The following is a 14,201-nucleotide window of genomic DNA, read 5'->3' as shown; positions in this document are numbered from 1 at the left end:
AGCTTGTACTTCGCGACGAACGTCCGGCGCCGGGCACGCTCGGGCACCTCAGGGTCGGGACGTTTCGTTCCAGCACCGCTCATCCGACCAGGATCTTCGATCCCGGTCGCTCGGACCAATGTGGTCACCTTGTTCGTCATCTCGGGGAAGTTCTCCATCCCCGCCCTCGGGTCACTAATTGTCAGGGGGCAGGTGCCTCAACCCAGGTTGGCAGAGAGGGGTCTCTCATCATCTACCAGGAACGTGGCTGATTGGCCAACTGTGTCACCCCGGTCAACAGCGGTGAGTTCTTGTCCTCCTGAGAGGGATGGATACCTAGCGCCATCATCAGGTTGGCCGCGTCAGCGGCATCAATGGCATTGGCAGCCAAGGTCTTTCGGGCGAACCCAACCTGATCGGCGGTCAGTTCATCGAAAGACTCAACAATATTGGTGTCAAGGTGCCTGTAAGTCATAACTTCTCCCCCGGGTCTTCAGACCAGGCGGCGGCCGTTTCTTTGCTCATCAGCCTCTAGTGTGCGCTCTCCGCCGCCAAGAAATCGGTTCGCGTATGTGTGCGCCAAAATCTCGCATGCTGCTGATCTACGGAATTAGCTCATCAGGCGGAGCAGGGACCATCGGCCCTATAGAACGCCGGGGTCGGAGCGCATTCTGATGTCGAGCCATTCAAGACTCGTTTCTGCATTCAACCCCTTAAGGAGCACGATCATGGCAGAGCGCACTCGGCGGCCTTCACCCCCCGGTGCAGTCCAGCGAAACTTTGAGGAGAAGACCGTGGCGGAGCGAGCGTCGGACCTGCCCGACGAGGTGCTGGAACGGGTCGAAGCCAGACAGCGCGCCGCGATCAAGGCTATGCGCAACTTCGTTGACCGCCTCGACGACGCGATGCCCAACCTCGTCGACGACCCGTCGGTGCGCAAGGAGGTCGTCGACGCCATCGGGGATTACTACGAGCAGCTCGCCACGACGACGAACGAGTTCCTGCGCAGGGTTGTGCGTTTCGAGAGCGGGATGGTGACCAAGCCGGGCGACGCCGCGAAGGACTTGTACAAGTTCCTGCGCAGCTTCGTGCGCAGCGCGAGCGAGACGGTGAGCGAGCAAGACGACGCAAAGCCAGCTGCAACGGGCGCCGGAAAGAAAGCCGCAAAGGGCGCAGCAAAGAAAGCAGACTGATTAGGCCAAGCCAACGGATTTCGCAGGCACCAACGAATCGCCCGTGCCGCCAAGCCGCGGCCGCGCCAGATATTGAATCGACGAGGTGCTGACGGGCATCACTCTCGAGATGTTGGCGTGGTGGTTCAGCCAGGGTTCGAGGCCATCCTCCGGCTCCACTGTCGCCAGCCCGAGGATCAACGCGCCGACTTTTTCAGGTCGAAGTAGCTAGCGCTCGCTTAGCCGGATGACGGCTGTCCCCCGCAGCCGGCTCGCGCGGCCGGTGTAAGCCGCGCGACGCCCATCAGATGCAGGCGCTGCCGCTGACGTATCCCCACGGACCGCTGGCATTAATGCACGCAGACGGCCCCCAGTAGGCAGGCCCCGGCGGCCCCCACCACGGCCCAGGACCCCAGTCGTCGTCGCCGCCCCAGTCACCGTGTCCGTGCCCATGCCCGTGGCCGTCATCCTGTTGCCACGGTATGCCCGGCAAAGCGGGAGCGGCGTTGGCCACTGAGGGCGCCAGTCCAAAGGTGGCGAGGCCGATTACGCTGGCGAACGAGGCGGCAGTTGCGATGGTCTTCAGGCTTTTCATTGCGGAACCCCTAGAGACATAAGACTATTCAGCTATCAAATCCCCGAACCAGCGTCCACGTTAGTTGATGCCGGGGTGGTCGGCACCGCGGGACACCGTGGCGTCGACCACCAAGGCTGCGGTTCGGAAGGCGCTGCAAACCAACCACACGTTTGGCTGTCCACCGACGGCCGCCCACAAAGCGGACGCGAGCTGGGATAACTCGCGATCAGTACGCGACCGGTCAGTACCGTTTCTAGGAGCCGCACCGAAAGGCAGCAGCTTCTATCGGTTGCTCAGTTATCGGTCAGTGAGCGCCATGCTCGCGGACCCGCAACCTCAAGCCCGCTTATTTCTCCTGTTCAGATCCGTATCCCGGGACGGCTGGACCCGCTTCGGCTCGCCCGGCATCTTCGGGGTGCCCACCAGTTGAACGCCATGCCGACCCGCGGATATGCAGGTCGACCACGAGCGTTGTGCGGCAGGTTGTCGGGCGAATTATTCGCCTGTTTTTAAGGAGACGGGCTTCACCCCTACTGCGGCATTTCGACGCGGCTCTGAACTAGCACCCATACCGCCGGTGTGGCCTCCCGGCCGTTGTCGCGGCGGCGGTCAGGCGTGGCGGGCTGCCTCCTGGGCGAGCTGCACACGCGAGGTCAGCCCAAGTTTGGTGTAGACGTGGGTCAGGTGGGTTTGCACGGTGCGTGGTGAGACGAAAAGCCTTGTGGCGATGTCTTTGTTGGCCAGCCCGTCGCTGACGAGGCGGACGATGTCGCGCTCTGTGGGGGTGAGCGAGGCCCAGCCACTGGTGGGTCGTTTGCGTTCGCCGCGGCCGCGCTGGGCGTAGGCGATCCTCACCGGTATGCACCCCGATGCGCAGCCGGATCGGCGCCAACGGTGCTAACTGCAACTGCAGCGCACACGCCACCGCGTCGGACGCGCGGACGAACGCCGCCACAAAACTGTCACCCTCGCCCTGCTCCACCGGACGCACGCCGCCATAGGCGGCGATGAATTCAGAGACGGTTTGGTTGAGGCGTGCGACGGCGGCGGCCATCTCCTGCGGTTGGCTCTCCCACAGCGGCGTGGAGCCCTCGACGTCAGCCAAAAGCAGCGTCACCGTGCCCGTCGGCAAAAGCCCGCTCACGCCAAGATCGCTCCAGTCCACCATCGGCAGGTCCGCGCGGGGATCGATCTCGCTCATGCTAGCCAGCATGCGGCCACCACACGCGGCAAAACATCAGCGCAACCGCGCAGATTGCAGCTGTCACATGCGCATATCCACGACCCCTGATCGCGCAGATTTACGCGCTGACGGCCGAAGCACAACCAGAGCCACGCAACCACCGAGCAACAGCCTGAGCCAATTCGCGTGATCAGCCCGGGGCCGCTGCAACTTAACAGCGCGACCGGTTTCCGTCTCTGCGTCCCCCGGGTTTCGAACATCATTAAGGCACGTCTGGTGTGTCGCGCGGCAGACCTGTCGGCAGGTCACGCACCCCGCCCCGCCGAGCGGTGCGCTTCGGCGAGCTTGTTGCGCGAGGTCAGGGTGGCGGGGTGGTCGGCGCCCAGGACGCGTTCGCTGTCGGTGAGGGTGCGCTCCAACAGCGGGATCGCCTGATCGAGGCGCCCCGCCGAGAGGTAAGCGTCGGCGAGGCTGTGGCGCGAGCGCAGGGTGTCGCGGTGGTCGGCGCCCAGGAGGCGTTCGCAGTCGGCGAGGGTGCCCTCGAATAGCAGGATCGCCTCCGCGAGGCGCCCCGCAGCTTGGTAGGCGACGGCGAGGTTGTTGCGCGCGGTCAGGCCGTTGCGGTGGTCGGCGCCCAGCACCCGCTCGGAGTCGGCGATGCCGGCGACGGCGCGCTCCAACACCGGGATCGCCTCCTCGAGGCGCCCCACCGCCTGATAGGCGACGGCGAGGTTGTTGCGCGAGCGCAGGGTGTTGGGGTGGTCGGCGCCCAGCACCTGCTCGTAAGCGGTGATGTTGCGCTCGTATAGGGGGATCGCCTCCTCGAGGCGCCCCGCCGCCTGGTAGGCGGAGGCGAGGCCGTGGCGCGAGCCCAGGGTGTCGGGGTGGTCGGCGCCCAGGATGCTTTCGCAGTCGGCCACGACGCGCAGCCCGAGGTCTATGGCGCGGGTGAGGTCCGCTGCGGCCCGCAGTTGTCGCACCCCCCACCTCCGGGCGCGCAGCTCTCGGGCCATGATGTCGCCATCCGGCGGCGCCACGATGGTGGCCTCCCACAGCGCCTCGATCTGGGAGACCAAATCGGATCCGAGGTCACGCTGGGCCCAGGCTCGCGACTCGTCGAACAGCTGCGGCTCCAGCATGTCTAATGCGCCGGCCAACGTGGTCGTCCACCTACCGCTGGCCCGGTCGCGTTCGCGCAACACCCGGCCGACCAGCCGGTGCATGATAACCGCGTCGCCGCCGACCGACCACGACAGCAGACATCCGCGCACGCAGCGCTCCACGAACCCGATCACCGCCATCGGCGGGTCGACGCGCCCGCGCGATCGCGTCAAAGCTGCGGGGCCAGCAGCAACGCGATCAGGCCCAGGCCGCGGTGCGGCGCATCACCGCGGAACTCGCCGACATCGCCGAAGCCGCGCTGCGCGAGGCTGCCATGGTGCTGCACAATGCCCCGCGCGCTGGGCACTGCCACGGGGGTGCGTAGAGGCCGGCTACTGCAGGCGACCAACCACCTCGACACCATGGTGGGCCGCACACAGTGGGTGGTTACGCAGACCCGCCTCCGCTTGGCCGGGGTGATGCCCGAGTCGGCGCACCGGGTGGTCAGCCTGCACGATGTCGATGCCCGCCCGATCCGCAAAGGACGGCTGGGCAAGCCCGTCGAATTCGGCTACAAGGCCCAAATCATCGACAATGCCGACGGCGTCATCCTCGACCACATCGTCGAAGGCGGAAACCCCGTCGACGCACCTCAATTGGCGCCGGCGATCGAACGGATCACCGGCCGCGCCGGATGCCCTCCACGAGCGGTGACCGCTGACCGCGGCTACGGCTACGCCTCGGTCGAAGACGACCTACACCCAGCTCGGCGTGCACAGCGTCGCGATCCCACGGGCAAGCAAACCCGGTTCGGATAACGGCCAGATTGCACCCTCGATTCGCACATGACAGACGCGGCGGTATTGGGCCCGGGGGTATTACAGGCCTAATTTGGGCTCTAGCGACACTCTCTGTAGCCGCACAGGAGGTCGACGTGGCCAAAACAGAACTCGCGACGCTGCTCGCCCTAGCAGCTGCCCTGATGATCGGCATCGGAGACGTCATCCAGCAGCGATCGGCCCAAGACGTCACCGACGAGAAGGTCGGCACGTTCGAACTGTTCGGCCACCTGCTGCGCGACCGCCAGTGGTGGGCGGGCACCCTAACAGCCGCGGCCGGTTTCGCGCTGCAGGCCGCGGCGCTGGATTTCGGTTCAGTGATGCTCGTGCAGGCGCTGTCGGTGACCTCCTTGCTGTTCGCGCTGGTCATCAGCGCGATGGTGGACCACCGCCGGATCACCCGTTGGGAAGGCACTTGGGCTGTGCTGCTCGCCGCCGCGGTTGCGGTCATCGTCACGGTCGGCAACCCCCATGAAGGGCAGGCACGAGCGTCGCTTCACGCCTGGGCTGTCGTGGCCGCGATCATGGTTCCGGCGCTGGTCCTGTGTGCGATTGGCGCTCGGATCTTCTCGGGTTCGGTCAGCGCAATGTTGTGGGGGCTGATGTCCGGCTCGCTGTGGGGCGTGTTCTCGGTGCTGACCAAGGGCGTGGTCACCCGGATTGGCCGCGGTATCGCGGCGTTGCTACGCACACCTGAGCTGTACGCTTTGGCGGTGGTGGGAACCTCCGCCACGGCCTGGGAACAGTCGGCGTTCCGGGCCGGCCCGCTGTCCTGGTCATTGCCCGTGGTGACCGTCTCCGAGCCCCTTGTCGCGTCGGTGCTCGGCACGACCATGCTGGGCGAAACGGTCACCACCAACCATGCCGGCCGGGTCGCAACAGCCGTGTCGGTCGCGGTGGCGATCGTGGCGGTGGTGGCGCTGGCCCGCAGCCAGGCGGCCGCGGCGCCCCAGCGGGGCGCGAGACAAATCAGCCGAGACGACTGATTAGTTATCGATGCAGCCTGCTGGGCCGGGCCTTTCGACCTTAAGTGCCTACTCGGTCCTGAAGGCACGATTGCAGATTCCAGACGAGGCGGCTGTCCATGCAAGATGGGGTCAGGGCTGGCCTGATGTCATCCGGACCAGAAGGTCAGCGACGCGGGCGGCGTTGTCGTCTCGGACCAGCCGCCCGACGGCACCACCATCGAGGCAGCCCAAGCCACTGTGGGCCGCTTCGTCCGCGTCCGAGGCGACACCCGCATCCGGGCCACCGCCGACGGGCGGTCCTCGGTGGCCAGATTGTCAGGTAGGAGTTGCGGCTTGCCCTTGGCGCGCGCCGTTGAGCGCTACGGTGGCACGTGATGGATGTGCGATTTCTCGGATTCGGATCGATCGAGGTCGAGGGACGAGCGTATGAGCACGACATCGTCATCGACCGAGGTGTGGTGCGCAAGCGGAGCAAGAAGCCCTCGAAGCCCTACCGCGACAAGTTCGGACACACTCCGCTCTCGGCGGACGAGGAGATCCCCTGGGGCGGACCCCGCTTGATCATTGGCACCGGGGCCCACGGCTCGCTGCCGATCATGCCTGAGGTGGTGGAGGAGGCTGCGCGCCGACACATTGACCTTGTCGCTGTCCCGACGGAACAGGCCTGCGGACTGATCTCGGGCCTCAAGCCACGGGAGGTCCGCGCGGTCCTTCACGTCACCTGCTGATCCAACGGTGTGGAGCGGGAGCGCCTCGGCGGTCTACCCTCGGTCTAACGCCCCCTCACGCAGTCGGTTCACCACGACGCTTGGTGACCCGCGCAAGACCCATCGCGCGGCCAAGGCAGCCGTGCAGGCCGACTGGAAAACGGGGCTCCTCTGAGCAGGCGCGCTCCCGTGGGCTGGTGGTCAGTCTCTCCCCGCGCACTGAGTCCAGCAGTCGTGGTCTGCGTGCGCGGGTTCCACGGGGTCGTACTCGTCCTCCGCATCTTCAAACTCGTCGGCCGGTGAATCAGCCGCGACAGGCCCCTGCCACTCGAGCTGCCGCAGCAGCTCTTCGTGCCGCTCCTCTGGCACGAAGTGATGGACCACCTCAATGATGCGACTCATCTGCGCCCACATGTCCGCCATCTTGGTACTGCTGGCCTGGGACTGCATCAGCGCTTGTAGCCGACCGGCGGCGATCATGCCCGTGTTCACGTCGACCTTGGTGTCCGGATCGACCAGGGTTTCATAGCCCTTGGCCATGACCGTCTCGAAGAACGCCATCGGGGTGATCGCCGTGGCCACGGCGGTGACGAAGTCGACGCTGTTCTCCTGCGCCCGCCGCTCAAGAATCCGCCGGTAGGTTGCCTTGGCGACATTCTGCACGGGGAAATGCCGTGAGGTGTGGTTGCGGATCGAGTCGATCGTGACCCGATCACGCTTATCGAGCTTGGCGTTGTCTTCCCTCAGAGCCCGTAGGATCATGGCATAGCTGAGGCCAGCGGCCAACATGTCGTTGACCTTCTTGCGTACGTGGTCGTTCGGCAGATCCGGCAGCGGGGCTCGAGGTGGAAGCCGTTGCGTGGGGCCAACTCGATCGACTCCACGATCTCACCGACAACGTTGGGTACCGCCTGGGACAGCGTCATAACTCTTTCCCTCAATCCGGCATCGGGGCCGCGTATGTATCGCTTCCAGTCTGGCAGGAGCAGAACCTTCTACGCAGTGCCCGAATCCACAGTGTTTCCGCGGCACTTCGCGGCACATCCGTGCACGAAATGCTCTACAGCGTCCGGTAGAGGCACGGTCAAGCCGTCACTCCCTCCCATCTGGTGATCACTGAGCCGTCTTCGGCTCCGACGGCCCTCGTCGTGACATCCGTTGGGGGCTAGCGGCAACCGCCCGTTGTCCGCGCTGCTGAGACCGCCCGTGGCTCTGGCCCATCGCAACGATCCGATGAGGCCTGGCCATCCTCAGCGCCCAGAACGCCTGCCTGACACCAAGCGGCTGTTCTTCACGGCCAGCGCATGACGATCCGCTGCTGCACCGTTCCTCTGGCACATTCCGGCACGCCGGTTAGGGCTGAAACTCCGCCCGCTTCGCGTGTGCACGCTCATCGCAGATTCCGCTGAGGGTGCGCCGGATGCCGATTCAGTTGTCCCCTCATTCTCCCACACACAGACAGTCGTCGACGGACTGGCGTTTTTGCCCCCCGCCGGCGGCCAGGGGCAGGAGGGATGACGGACGGACGAAGCGCGGCGGGGGTTCTTTTCTTGGATGTGGTTCCCAGTCGTTCCGTCTGGTTCCCAGGGCGTCGGTGACCCCGTCAATCACGGCCAATGCGTACCGGCCCGAGAGCATGTCGGCCCACGCCTCTCGTTCCTCCGGCGAGTCCGGGCTCATCTCCGGATGGCGGTAATCGAAGTGCTTGTCTATTGACTGCGGGGCTCCGCCGAGTTCGACGAGGCGCTCCACGACCGACATCGCATCCGAGTCGAAGTCCACATACAGCACGTCCTCGCCCCTGTTGAGCAGTCGGACACACTCGGCCTGCACGATCAACGACTTCCCCGACTCGGATTCACCGTGGATGCTGTGGACCATGCCCGGATACAGCAGGCACACCCCGTCGGTCCGCTCGAACAGCGTCGGGACCAACAACTCCCGGTTGCCCTGGAGCAGATCGGTGAGCTCCACGCGCCCCCACGACGGCTCATTCTGCGGCGCTCCTGTGTCATCGTCGGGGACGCTGGTGCCGCTCTCTATAGGCAGCTGCATGCGCAGAGCAGTCCAGGGGTCGCTGGGAGGGGTTCCGGCGATGAGCAAGGCAGCACCCTCGGTGAGCCGCTGGAACTCCGCCTCGGCCACCCGACGAGGGCGGGTGTCGGTGACCTCCATGACGTAGGCGGTGAACAGCTTGGCCAGCGCCCTGGGCACACCGACATCGACCCCATGTGTCCAACCTGCCGCGGCTGGTCGCGCACGAGTCGTATCCGGGCCACCACACCGAGCACTGCCGCAAGGCGGCCGGCCTGGTCGAGCGCGACGGTCACGCCGAGCAGACGATATTTCTGGTGAACACCCACCCCGCAGTGCCTGATGGCGGAGGGCCTGGCCGACCTGGCGCTGTACGCGGCGATCGGTGCGGGCTGGGGAAGCTGGGCCGCCGACATCTACGCCGACCTCGGGCTGCGGTTTGACGGCGAGCGGGCCGAGGCGATCGGTGAGGCATCCGCGGCGCTGGCCGACGTGCGCCAGGACGCGGCGCTGATGCTGCACGACGAGCACCGGGACGCCGACGAGGTGGCCGCTTACCTGTCGCGGTGGCTGCTGGTCGACGATGCCCGGGCCCGGTCAGATGCTGCGGTTCCTGTCGTCGCCGCTGTGGCGGGCCTACACCAGCACCTACGTCGAGGGATACCGCCTGCTTGGCCGCTGGCTCGACGCCAGGCCCCCGGGCACGCCCGTCACCGAGCGGTTCACGCGCCTGCTGGACGAGCCGCTGATCCCGTCGGCCCTAGACTGGCGGGCGTGACTACCGATGAGCGCTTGCGCGAAGAGGGGGCAGGCCCCCCACCACGCACAGACTCGACCGCGACAACTCCCGCGCCCGCACCTGGCGCCGAGTACGCCGCCACCGCCGGCGCGGCCTACCGTGCGGCACTGGATGTCATCGAGTCCGTGGAACCCCGGATCGCGGCGGCTACGCGCAAAGAGCTTGCTGATCAACGGGATTCGCTGAAGCTGATCGCCAGCGAGAACTATGCCTCGCCGGCGGTGCTGCTCACCATGGGGACCTGGCTGTCGGACAAGTACGCCGAGGGCACGATCGGCCACCGGTTCTACGCCGGTTGTCAGAACGTCGACACCGTCGAGGCCGTGGCCGCCGAACACGCCGAGAAGCTGTTCGGCTCGCCGCACGCCTACGTCCAACCGCACTCCGGCATCGATGCGAACCTCGTTGCGTACTGGGCCATCCTGGCCACCCGGATCGAGGCGCCCGGCCTGGCCGAGGCGGGCGTCAAGCACGTCAACGACCTGTCGGAAGCCGACTGGGAACAGCTGCGCGCCAAGCTCGGCCACCAGCGGCTGCTTGGCATGTCGCTGGACGCGGGCGGCCATCTGACCCACGGCTTCCGGCCCAACATCTCCGGCAAGATGTTCCACCAGCGCAGCTACGGCACCGACCCGGCCACCGGGCTGCTGGACTACGACGCCGTCGCCGCCGTTGCGCGCGAGTTCAGGCCGCTGATCCTGGTCGCGGGGTACTCGGCCTACCCGCGCCGGATCAACTTCGCCAGGATGCGCGAGATCGCCGACGAGGTGGGCGCCACCCTCATGGTCGACATGGCGCACTTCGCCGGGCTGGTGGCCGGCAGGGTGTTCACCGGCGACGAGGACCCGGTGCCGCACGCCCATGTCACCACCACCACGACGCACAAGTCGCTGCGTGGGCCGCGTGGCGGGCTGGTGCTGGCCACTCCCGAGTACGCCGAGGCCGTCGACAGGGGCTGCCCGATGGTGCTCGGTGGGCCGCTGGCTCACGTCATGGCCGCCAAGGCCGTCGCGCTCGCGGAGGCCCGTCAGCCCGCCTTCCGGGCCTACGCCCAGCGGGTCGCCGACAACGCCAGGGCCTTCGCGGACGGCCTGCTTCGGCGCGGCGCGCGGCTGGTCACCGGTGGCACCGACAACCACATCGTGCTGCTGGACGTGACGTCGCTCGGCCTGACCGGGCGGCAGGCCGAGTCGGCGCTGCTGGAATCCGGGGTCGTCACCAACCGGAACGCCATCCCCGCCGACCCGAACGGCGCCTGGTACACCAGCGGCATCCGGTTCGGCACCCCGGCGCTGACGACGCGGGGCTTCGGCGAAGCCGAGTTCGACCGGGTGGCCGAGCTCGTGGTCGACGTGCTGACCAACACGTCGCCGCAGGGTAGCTCGAAGGCGAAGTACACGCTGGCCGATGGCACCGCCGCGCGGGTGCACTCCGCGGCGGCCGAGCTGGTTGCCGCCAACCCGCTCTACCCGGGGCTGACGCTTTAGAAACGCTTGAGAAGCGCTTGAGAAGCGCTTCAGAAGCCCGGCACGCCGCGCCGGATTTTACGAAACCCTTAGACTTGGGTTACTGTAACCGCATGGCACAGAAACCTGTTATGACACCGCTGATGGCCGAGTTGGAACCGGCCGTCAAGGAGAACTGGGACCGGCATCTGGCCACCGCCGGATTCTGGTGCGCGCATGACTTCGTGCCATTCGAACGGGGCGAGAACTTCAAGATGCTCGGCGGGCGCGACTGGGACGCCTCGCAGGTGAAGCTGCCCCGCCACATCACCGACGCGCTGGAGATCTTCCTGATCACCAAGGACAACCTGTCCGCCTACCACCGCGAGTTCGTCGAGCACTTCATCCTCGAGGAAGCGTGGGGATTGTGGATCGGGCGGTGGACCGCCGAGGAGAACCTGCACGCGATCGTGATCCGCGAGTATCTCGTCGTCACCCGCGAGGTCGACCCGTCGGCCAACGAGGCGGTCCGCGTCGAGCACGTGATGAAGGGCTACCGCGGCGATCAGCTGAGCCGCATCGAGACGCTGGTGTTCATGGCGCTGCGGGAGCGCACCCACGCGGTGTTCTGCCGGCGGCTGGCCGGGCAGATCGAGGATCCGACGTTGCGCGCGATGATCGAGACCATTGCCAACGACGAGGAACGCCACGAGGAGTACTTCTCGAACCTGGTGCGCGCGTGCCTGCGCATCGAGCCGGAGGAATCCGTCGCCGCGGTCGCGTCCCGGGCCGCGCAGATGTACGTCGTCGGCGCGGACATCGACGCCTATCAGGACAAAGTGGCCAACGTGGCCGAGGCCGGCATCTTTGACGAGAACGTGCTGCGCCGGTGCGTTTCCGACATGATCACCTCGTGGGGCCTGGCGGACCGCGACGAGACGAGCAGGTTCGTCGTTCGCTGAGGTAGCGGCGCGCCAGACGGCGCCGGCGGCGCGAGCGGAGTAGCGTCGTTTGTCGATGGCTAGCGACATGCTCTGCTATCCGGGCGGTACCGATCGTTGTGACTGGAACGGGACCGGCCCCGGTCCTGGTACCGCTGTGACCGCTGAGACGCCTCCGCGGGGCCGCGCGGGCCCAAGGAGCGATACGTGACAGATTCGCCCGTTCGGACCTATGTGCTCGACACCTCCGTCCTGCTGTCCGATCCGTGGGCTTGCACCCGCTTCGCCGAGCACGAGGTGGTCGTGCCGCTGGTGGTGATCAGCGAACTGGAGGCCAAGCGCCACCATCACGAACTGGGCTGGTTCGCCCGGCAGGCGCTGCGCTTGTTCGATGACCTGCGGTTGGAGCACGGGCGACTGGACCAGCCGATTCCGGTTGGCACACAAGGCGGAACGCTTCATGTTGAGCTCAACCACAGCGACCCGGCGGTGCTGCCCGCGGGCTTCCGCACCGACACCAACGACGCGCGGATTTTGACGTGCGCGGCCAACCTCGCCGCTGAGGGCAAACGAGTCACGTTGGTGAGCAAGGACATTCCGCTGCGGGTCAAGGCCGGCGCGGTTGGACTGGCCGCCGACGAGTACCACGCCCAGGACGTCATCACGTCCGGCTGGACCGGGATGGCCGAGCTCGACATCTCGGCCGACGACATCGACGCGCTGTACGCCGAAGGGGGGATCGACCACGAGGCGGCGCGCGATATGCCGTGCCACACCGGCGTGCGGCTGCTCGGCGGCAACTCCCACGCGCTGGGCCGGGTGAACCCCGACAAGCGCGTGCAACTGGTGCGCGGCGACCGCGAGGTGTTCGGGTTGCGCGGCCGCTCGGCCGAGCAGCGGGTCGCGCTGGATCTCTTGCTCGACGAGTCGGTGGGCATCGTGTCGCTGGGCGGCAAGGCCGGCACCGGCAAGTCTGCGCTCGCGCTGTGCGCGGGCCTGGAGGCCGTGCTGGAACGGCGGACGCAGCGCAAGGTCGTCGTGTTCCGGCCGCTGTACGCGGTCGGCGGGCAGGATCTCGGCTATCTGCCCGGCAGCGAGAGCGAGAAGATGGGCCCGTGGGCGCAGGCCGTCTTCGACACGCTGGAAGGGCTGGCCAGCCCGGCGGTGCTCGACGAGGTGCTGGCCCGCGGCATGCTCGAGGTGCTGCCGCTCACCCACATCCGCGGCCGCTCACTGCACGATTCGTTCGTGATCGTCGACGAGGCGCAGTCGCTGGAGCGCAATGTGCTGCTGACCGTGCTGTCGCGGCTGGGGACCGGATCGCGGGTGGTGCTGACCCACGACGTGGCGCAGCGTGACAACCTCCGGGTCGGCCGCTACGACGGCGTCGCCGCGGTGATCGAGAAGCTCAAGGGCCACCCGCTGTTCGCCCACGTCACCCTGGTCCGAAGCGAGCGCTCGCCGGTCGCGGCGCTGGTCACCGAGATGCTCGAGCAGATCAGCCCGGGCGCGCTGCCCTGATCGCCACCAGCCCGGGCCGGTAAGCTGCCCGCGTGCCCAAACGACCCGACAACCAGCGCTGGCGGTATTGGCGGACCGTCGCGGGCGTGGTTGCCGCGGCCGCCGTGCTGGTGATCGGCGGCCTGACCGGTCACGTGCGGCTGGCCAGCGCCGGCGAGGTCGACTGCGGCCAGGTCAAGTGCGTGGCGCTGACGTTCGACGACGGGCCGAGCCCGTACACCGGCCGGCTGCTGCAGATCCTCAAGGACAATGACGCCAAGGCGACGTTCTTCATGATCGGCAACAAGGTGGCCGCTGATCCGGCCGGTGCCAGGCAGGTGGCCGACGCTGGCATGGAGATCGGCAACCACACGTGGGAACACCCCAACATGACCGCGATCCCGCCGGAGGACATCCCCGGTGAGCTGTCCAAGGCCAGCGACGCGATCAGGGCGGCGACGGGTCAGACGCCGACGCTCTTCCGCACCGCAGGCGGCCTGATCAACGACAACGTGCTTTCGGCGGCCAGACAGCAGGGCCTGGCCGACATCAATTGGGACGTCATCCCTTTCGACTGGATGAACGACGCCAACACCGGGGCGACCAGATACATGCTGATGACCCAGACCAAGCCGGGGTCAGTGGTGTTGTTCCACGATACCTACTCCAGCACAGTGGATTTGGTGTACCAATTCATCCCGGTGCTCAAGGCGAACGGCTATCACATGGTCACCGTCACCCAGCTGCTCGGGCCACGTTCGCCCGGCAGCAGCTACGGCAGCCGCGAAAACGGCCCTCCGGCCAACGACATCACGGACATCCCCGCGGCCGAGATTCCCACGCTGCCGCAAACCCCGTCGCCGAAGCCGATGCCGAACGTCCCGATCACCGACATCCCCGGCGCCAACTCGGGCGGCGTGAACAACGGCGCTTAGCGCGCGAACAACGACGCTCGG

11 protein-coding genes and 4 pseudogenes are annotated in these 14,201 nt (G+C 66.9%); 9 read left to right on the top strand and 6 right to left on the bottom strand.

All coding sequences use genetic code 11. The features are described from left to right. Positions 1-232 precede the first annotated feature (232 nt). Complete coding sequence (locus tag VKG81_RS09965; RefSeq protein WP_324395759.1) at positions 233-454, bottom strand: hypothetical protein; 222 nt, start codon at positions 452-454, stop codon at positions 233-235. A gap of 319 nt (positions 455-773) precedes the next feature. Between VKG81_RS09965 and VKG81_RS09960 the strand changes: the two genes are divergently transcribed. Next, complete coding sequence (locus tag VKG81_RS09960) at positions 774-1,172, top strand: hypothetical protein (RefSeq protein ID WP_324395758.1); 399 nt, start codon at positions 774-776, stop codon at positions 1,170-1,172. A gap of 1,165 nt (positions 1,173-2,337) precedes the next feature. Here the strand turns inward: VKG81_RS09960 and VKG81_RS09955 are convergent. The 3 genes and pseudogenes from VKG81_RS09955 to VKG81_RS09945 all read right to left on the bottom strand — a co-directional run. Beyond that, a pseudogene (locus tag VKG81_RS09955) lies at positions 2,338-2,577 on the bottom strand (response regulator transcription factor); the annotation flags it as partial. Next, a pseudogene (locus VKG81_RS09950) lies at positions 2,567-2,872 on the bottom strand (adenylate/guanylate cyclase domain-containing protein); the annotation flags it as partial. The pseudogenes VKG81_RS09955 and VKG81_RS09950, both read right to left, overlap by 11 nt. Before the next feature lie 344 nt (positions 2,873-3,216). Continuing rightward, a complete protein-coding gene (locus tag VKG81_RS09945; protein WP_414685215.1) occupies positions 3,217-3,924 on the bottom strand; it encodes a tetratricopeptide repeat protein in 708 nt (235 codons plus the stop codon). Positions 3,925-4,178: 254 nt separating this feature from the next. Here VKG81_RS09945 and VKG81_RS09940 point away from each other — a divergent pair. The 3 genes and pseudogenes from VKG81_RS09940 to VKG81_RS09925 all read left to right on the top strand — a co-directional run. After that, positions 4,179-4,861 (top strand): annotated as a pseudogene (locus tag VKG81_RS09940) (transposase); the annotation flags it as partial. An 85-nt stretch (positions 4,862-4,946) separates the two neighbouring features. Beyond that, on the top strand, positions 4,947-5,837 hold the full coding sequence (locus tag VKG81_RS09935) for a DMT family transporter (RefSeq protein WP_324395756.1): 891 nt from the start codon (positions 4,947-4,949) through the stop codon (positions 5,835-5,837). Between the two features lie 356 nt (positions 5,838-6,193). Further along, a complete protein-coding gene (locus VKG81_RS09925; protein WP_324395755.1) occupies positions 6,194-6,547 on the top strand; it encodes an MTH938/NDUFAF3 family protein in 354 nt (117 codons plus the stop codon). 180 nt (positions 6,548-6,727) lie between these two features. Here the strand turns inward: VKG81_RS09925 and VKG81_RS09920 are convergent, their stop codons facing one another. Further along, positions 6,728-7,315 carry a hypothetical protein gene (locus VKG81_RS09920; protein WP_324395754.1) on the bottom strand — a complete coding sequence of 196 codons (588 nt, stop codon included), beginning with the start codon at positions 7,313-7,315 and terminating at the stop codon, positions 6,728-6,730. A gap of 651 nt (positions 7,316-7,966) precedes the next feature. Beyond that, the gene (locus VKG81_RS09915; RefSeq protein WP_324395753.1) at positions 7,967-8,740 is read right to left on the bottom strand and encodes a hypothetical protein; all 774 of its coding nucleotides are present in this window, start codon (positions 8,738-8,740) and stop codon (positions 7,967-7,969) included. Between the two features lie 8 nt (positions 8,741-8,748). Here VKG81_RS09915 and VKG81_RS09910 point away from each other — a divergent pair. The 5 genes and pseudogenes from VKG81_RS09910 to VKG81_RS09890 all read left to right on the top strand — a co-directional run. Continuing rightward, a pseudogene (locus VKG81_RS09910) lies at positions 8,749-9,338 on the top strand (DUF885 domain-containing protein); the annotation flags it as partial. A 14-nt stretch (positions 9,339-9,352) separates the two neighbouring features. Continuing rightward, on the top strand, positions 9,353-10,846 hold the full coding sequence (locus VKG81_RS09905) for a glycine hydroxymethyltransferase (RefSeq protein WP_324395760.1): 1,494 nt from the start codon (positions 9,353-9,355) through the stop codon (positions 10,844-10,846). A 92-nt stretch (positions 10,847-10,938) separates the two neighbouring features. Next, positions 10,939-11,766: an acyl-ACP desaturase gene (locus VKG81_RS09900; protein ID WP_324395752.1), complete on the top strand. Its 828-nt coding sequence runs from the start codon at positions 10,939-10,941 to the stop codon at positions 11,764-11,766. 186 nt (positions 11,767-11,952) lie between these two features. Beyond that, a complete protein-coding gene (locus VKG81_RS09895) occupies positions 11,953-13,266 on the top strand; it encodes a PhoH family protein (protein ID WP_324395751.1) in 1,314 nt (437 codons plus the stop codon). A 32-nt stretch (positions 13,267-13,298) separates the two neighbouring features. After that, entirely contained in the window at positions 13,299-14,180 is an 882-nt protein-coding gene (locus tag VKG81_RS09890) for a polysaccharide deacetylase family protein (RefSeq protein ID WP_324395750.1), read from the top strand. Positions 14,181-14,201: the final 21 nt, after the last annotated feature.

The sequence above is a fragment of the Mycobacterium sp. genome (assembly GCF_035314905.1).
Lineage (GTDB): Bacteria > Actinomycetota > Actinomycetes > Mycobacteriales > Mycobacteriaceae > Mycobacterium.
This window is presented reverse-complemented; position numbering and strand designations above follow the sequence as displayed.

Bases quoted from the DNA above. Each gene is read 5' to 3' on its own strand.
- VKG81_RS09945 (WP_414685215.1), bottom strand. From the start codon at position 3,924: ATGGCCCGAGAGCTGCGCGCCCGGAGGTGGGGGGTGCGACAACTGCGG.
- VKG81_RS09925 (WP_324395755.1), top strand. From the start codon at position 6,194: ATGGATGTGCGATTTCTCGGATTCGGATCGATCGAGGTCGAGGGACGA.
- VKG81_RS09965 (WP_324395759.1), bottom strand. From the start codon at position 454: ATGACTTACAGGCACCTTGACACCAATATTGTTGAGTCTTTCGATGAA.
- VKG81_RS09920 (WP_324395754.1), bottom strand. From the start codon at position 7,315: ATGTTGGCCGCTGGCCTCAGCTATGCCATGATCCTACGGGCTCTGAGG.
- VKG81_RS09900 (WP_324395752.1), top strand. From the start codon at position 10,939: ATGGCACAGAAACCTGTTATGACACCGCTGATGGCCGAGTTGGAACCG.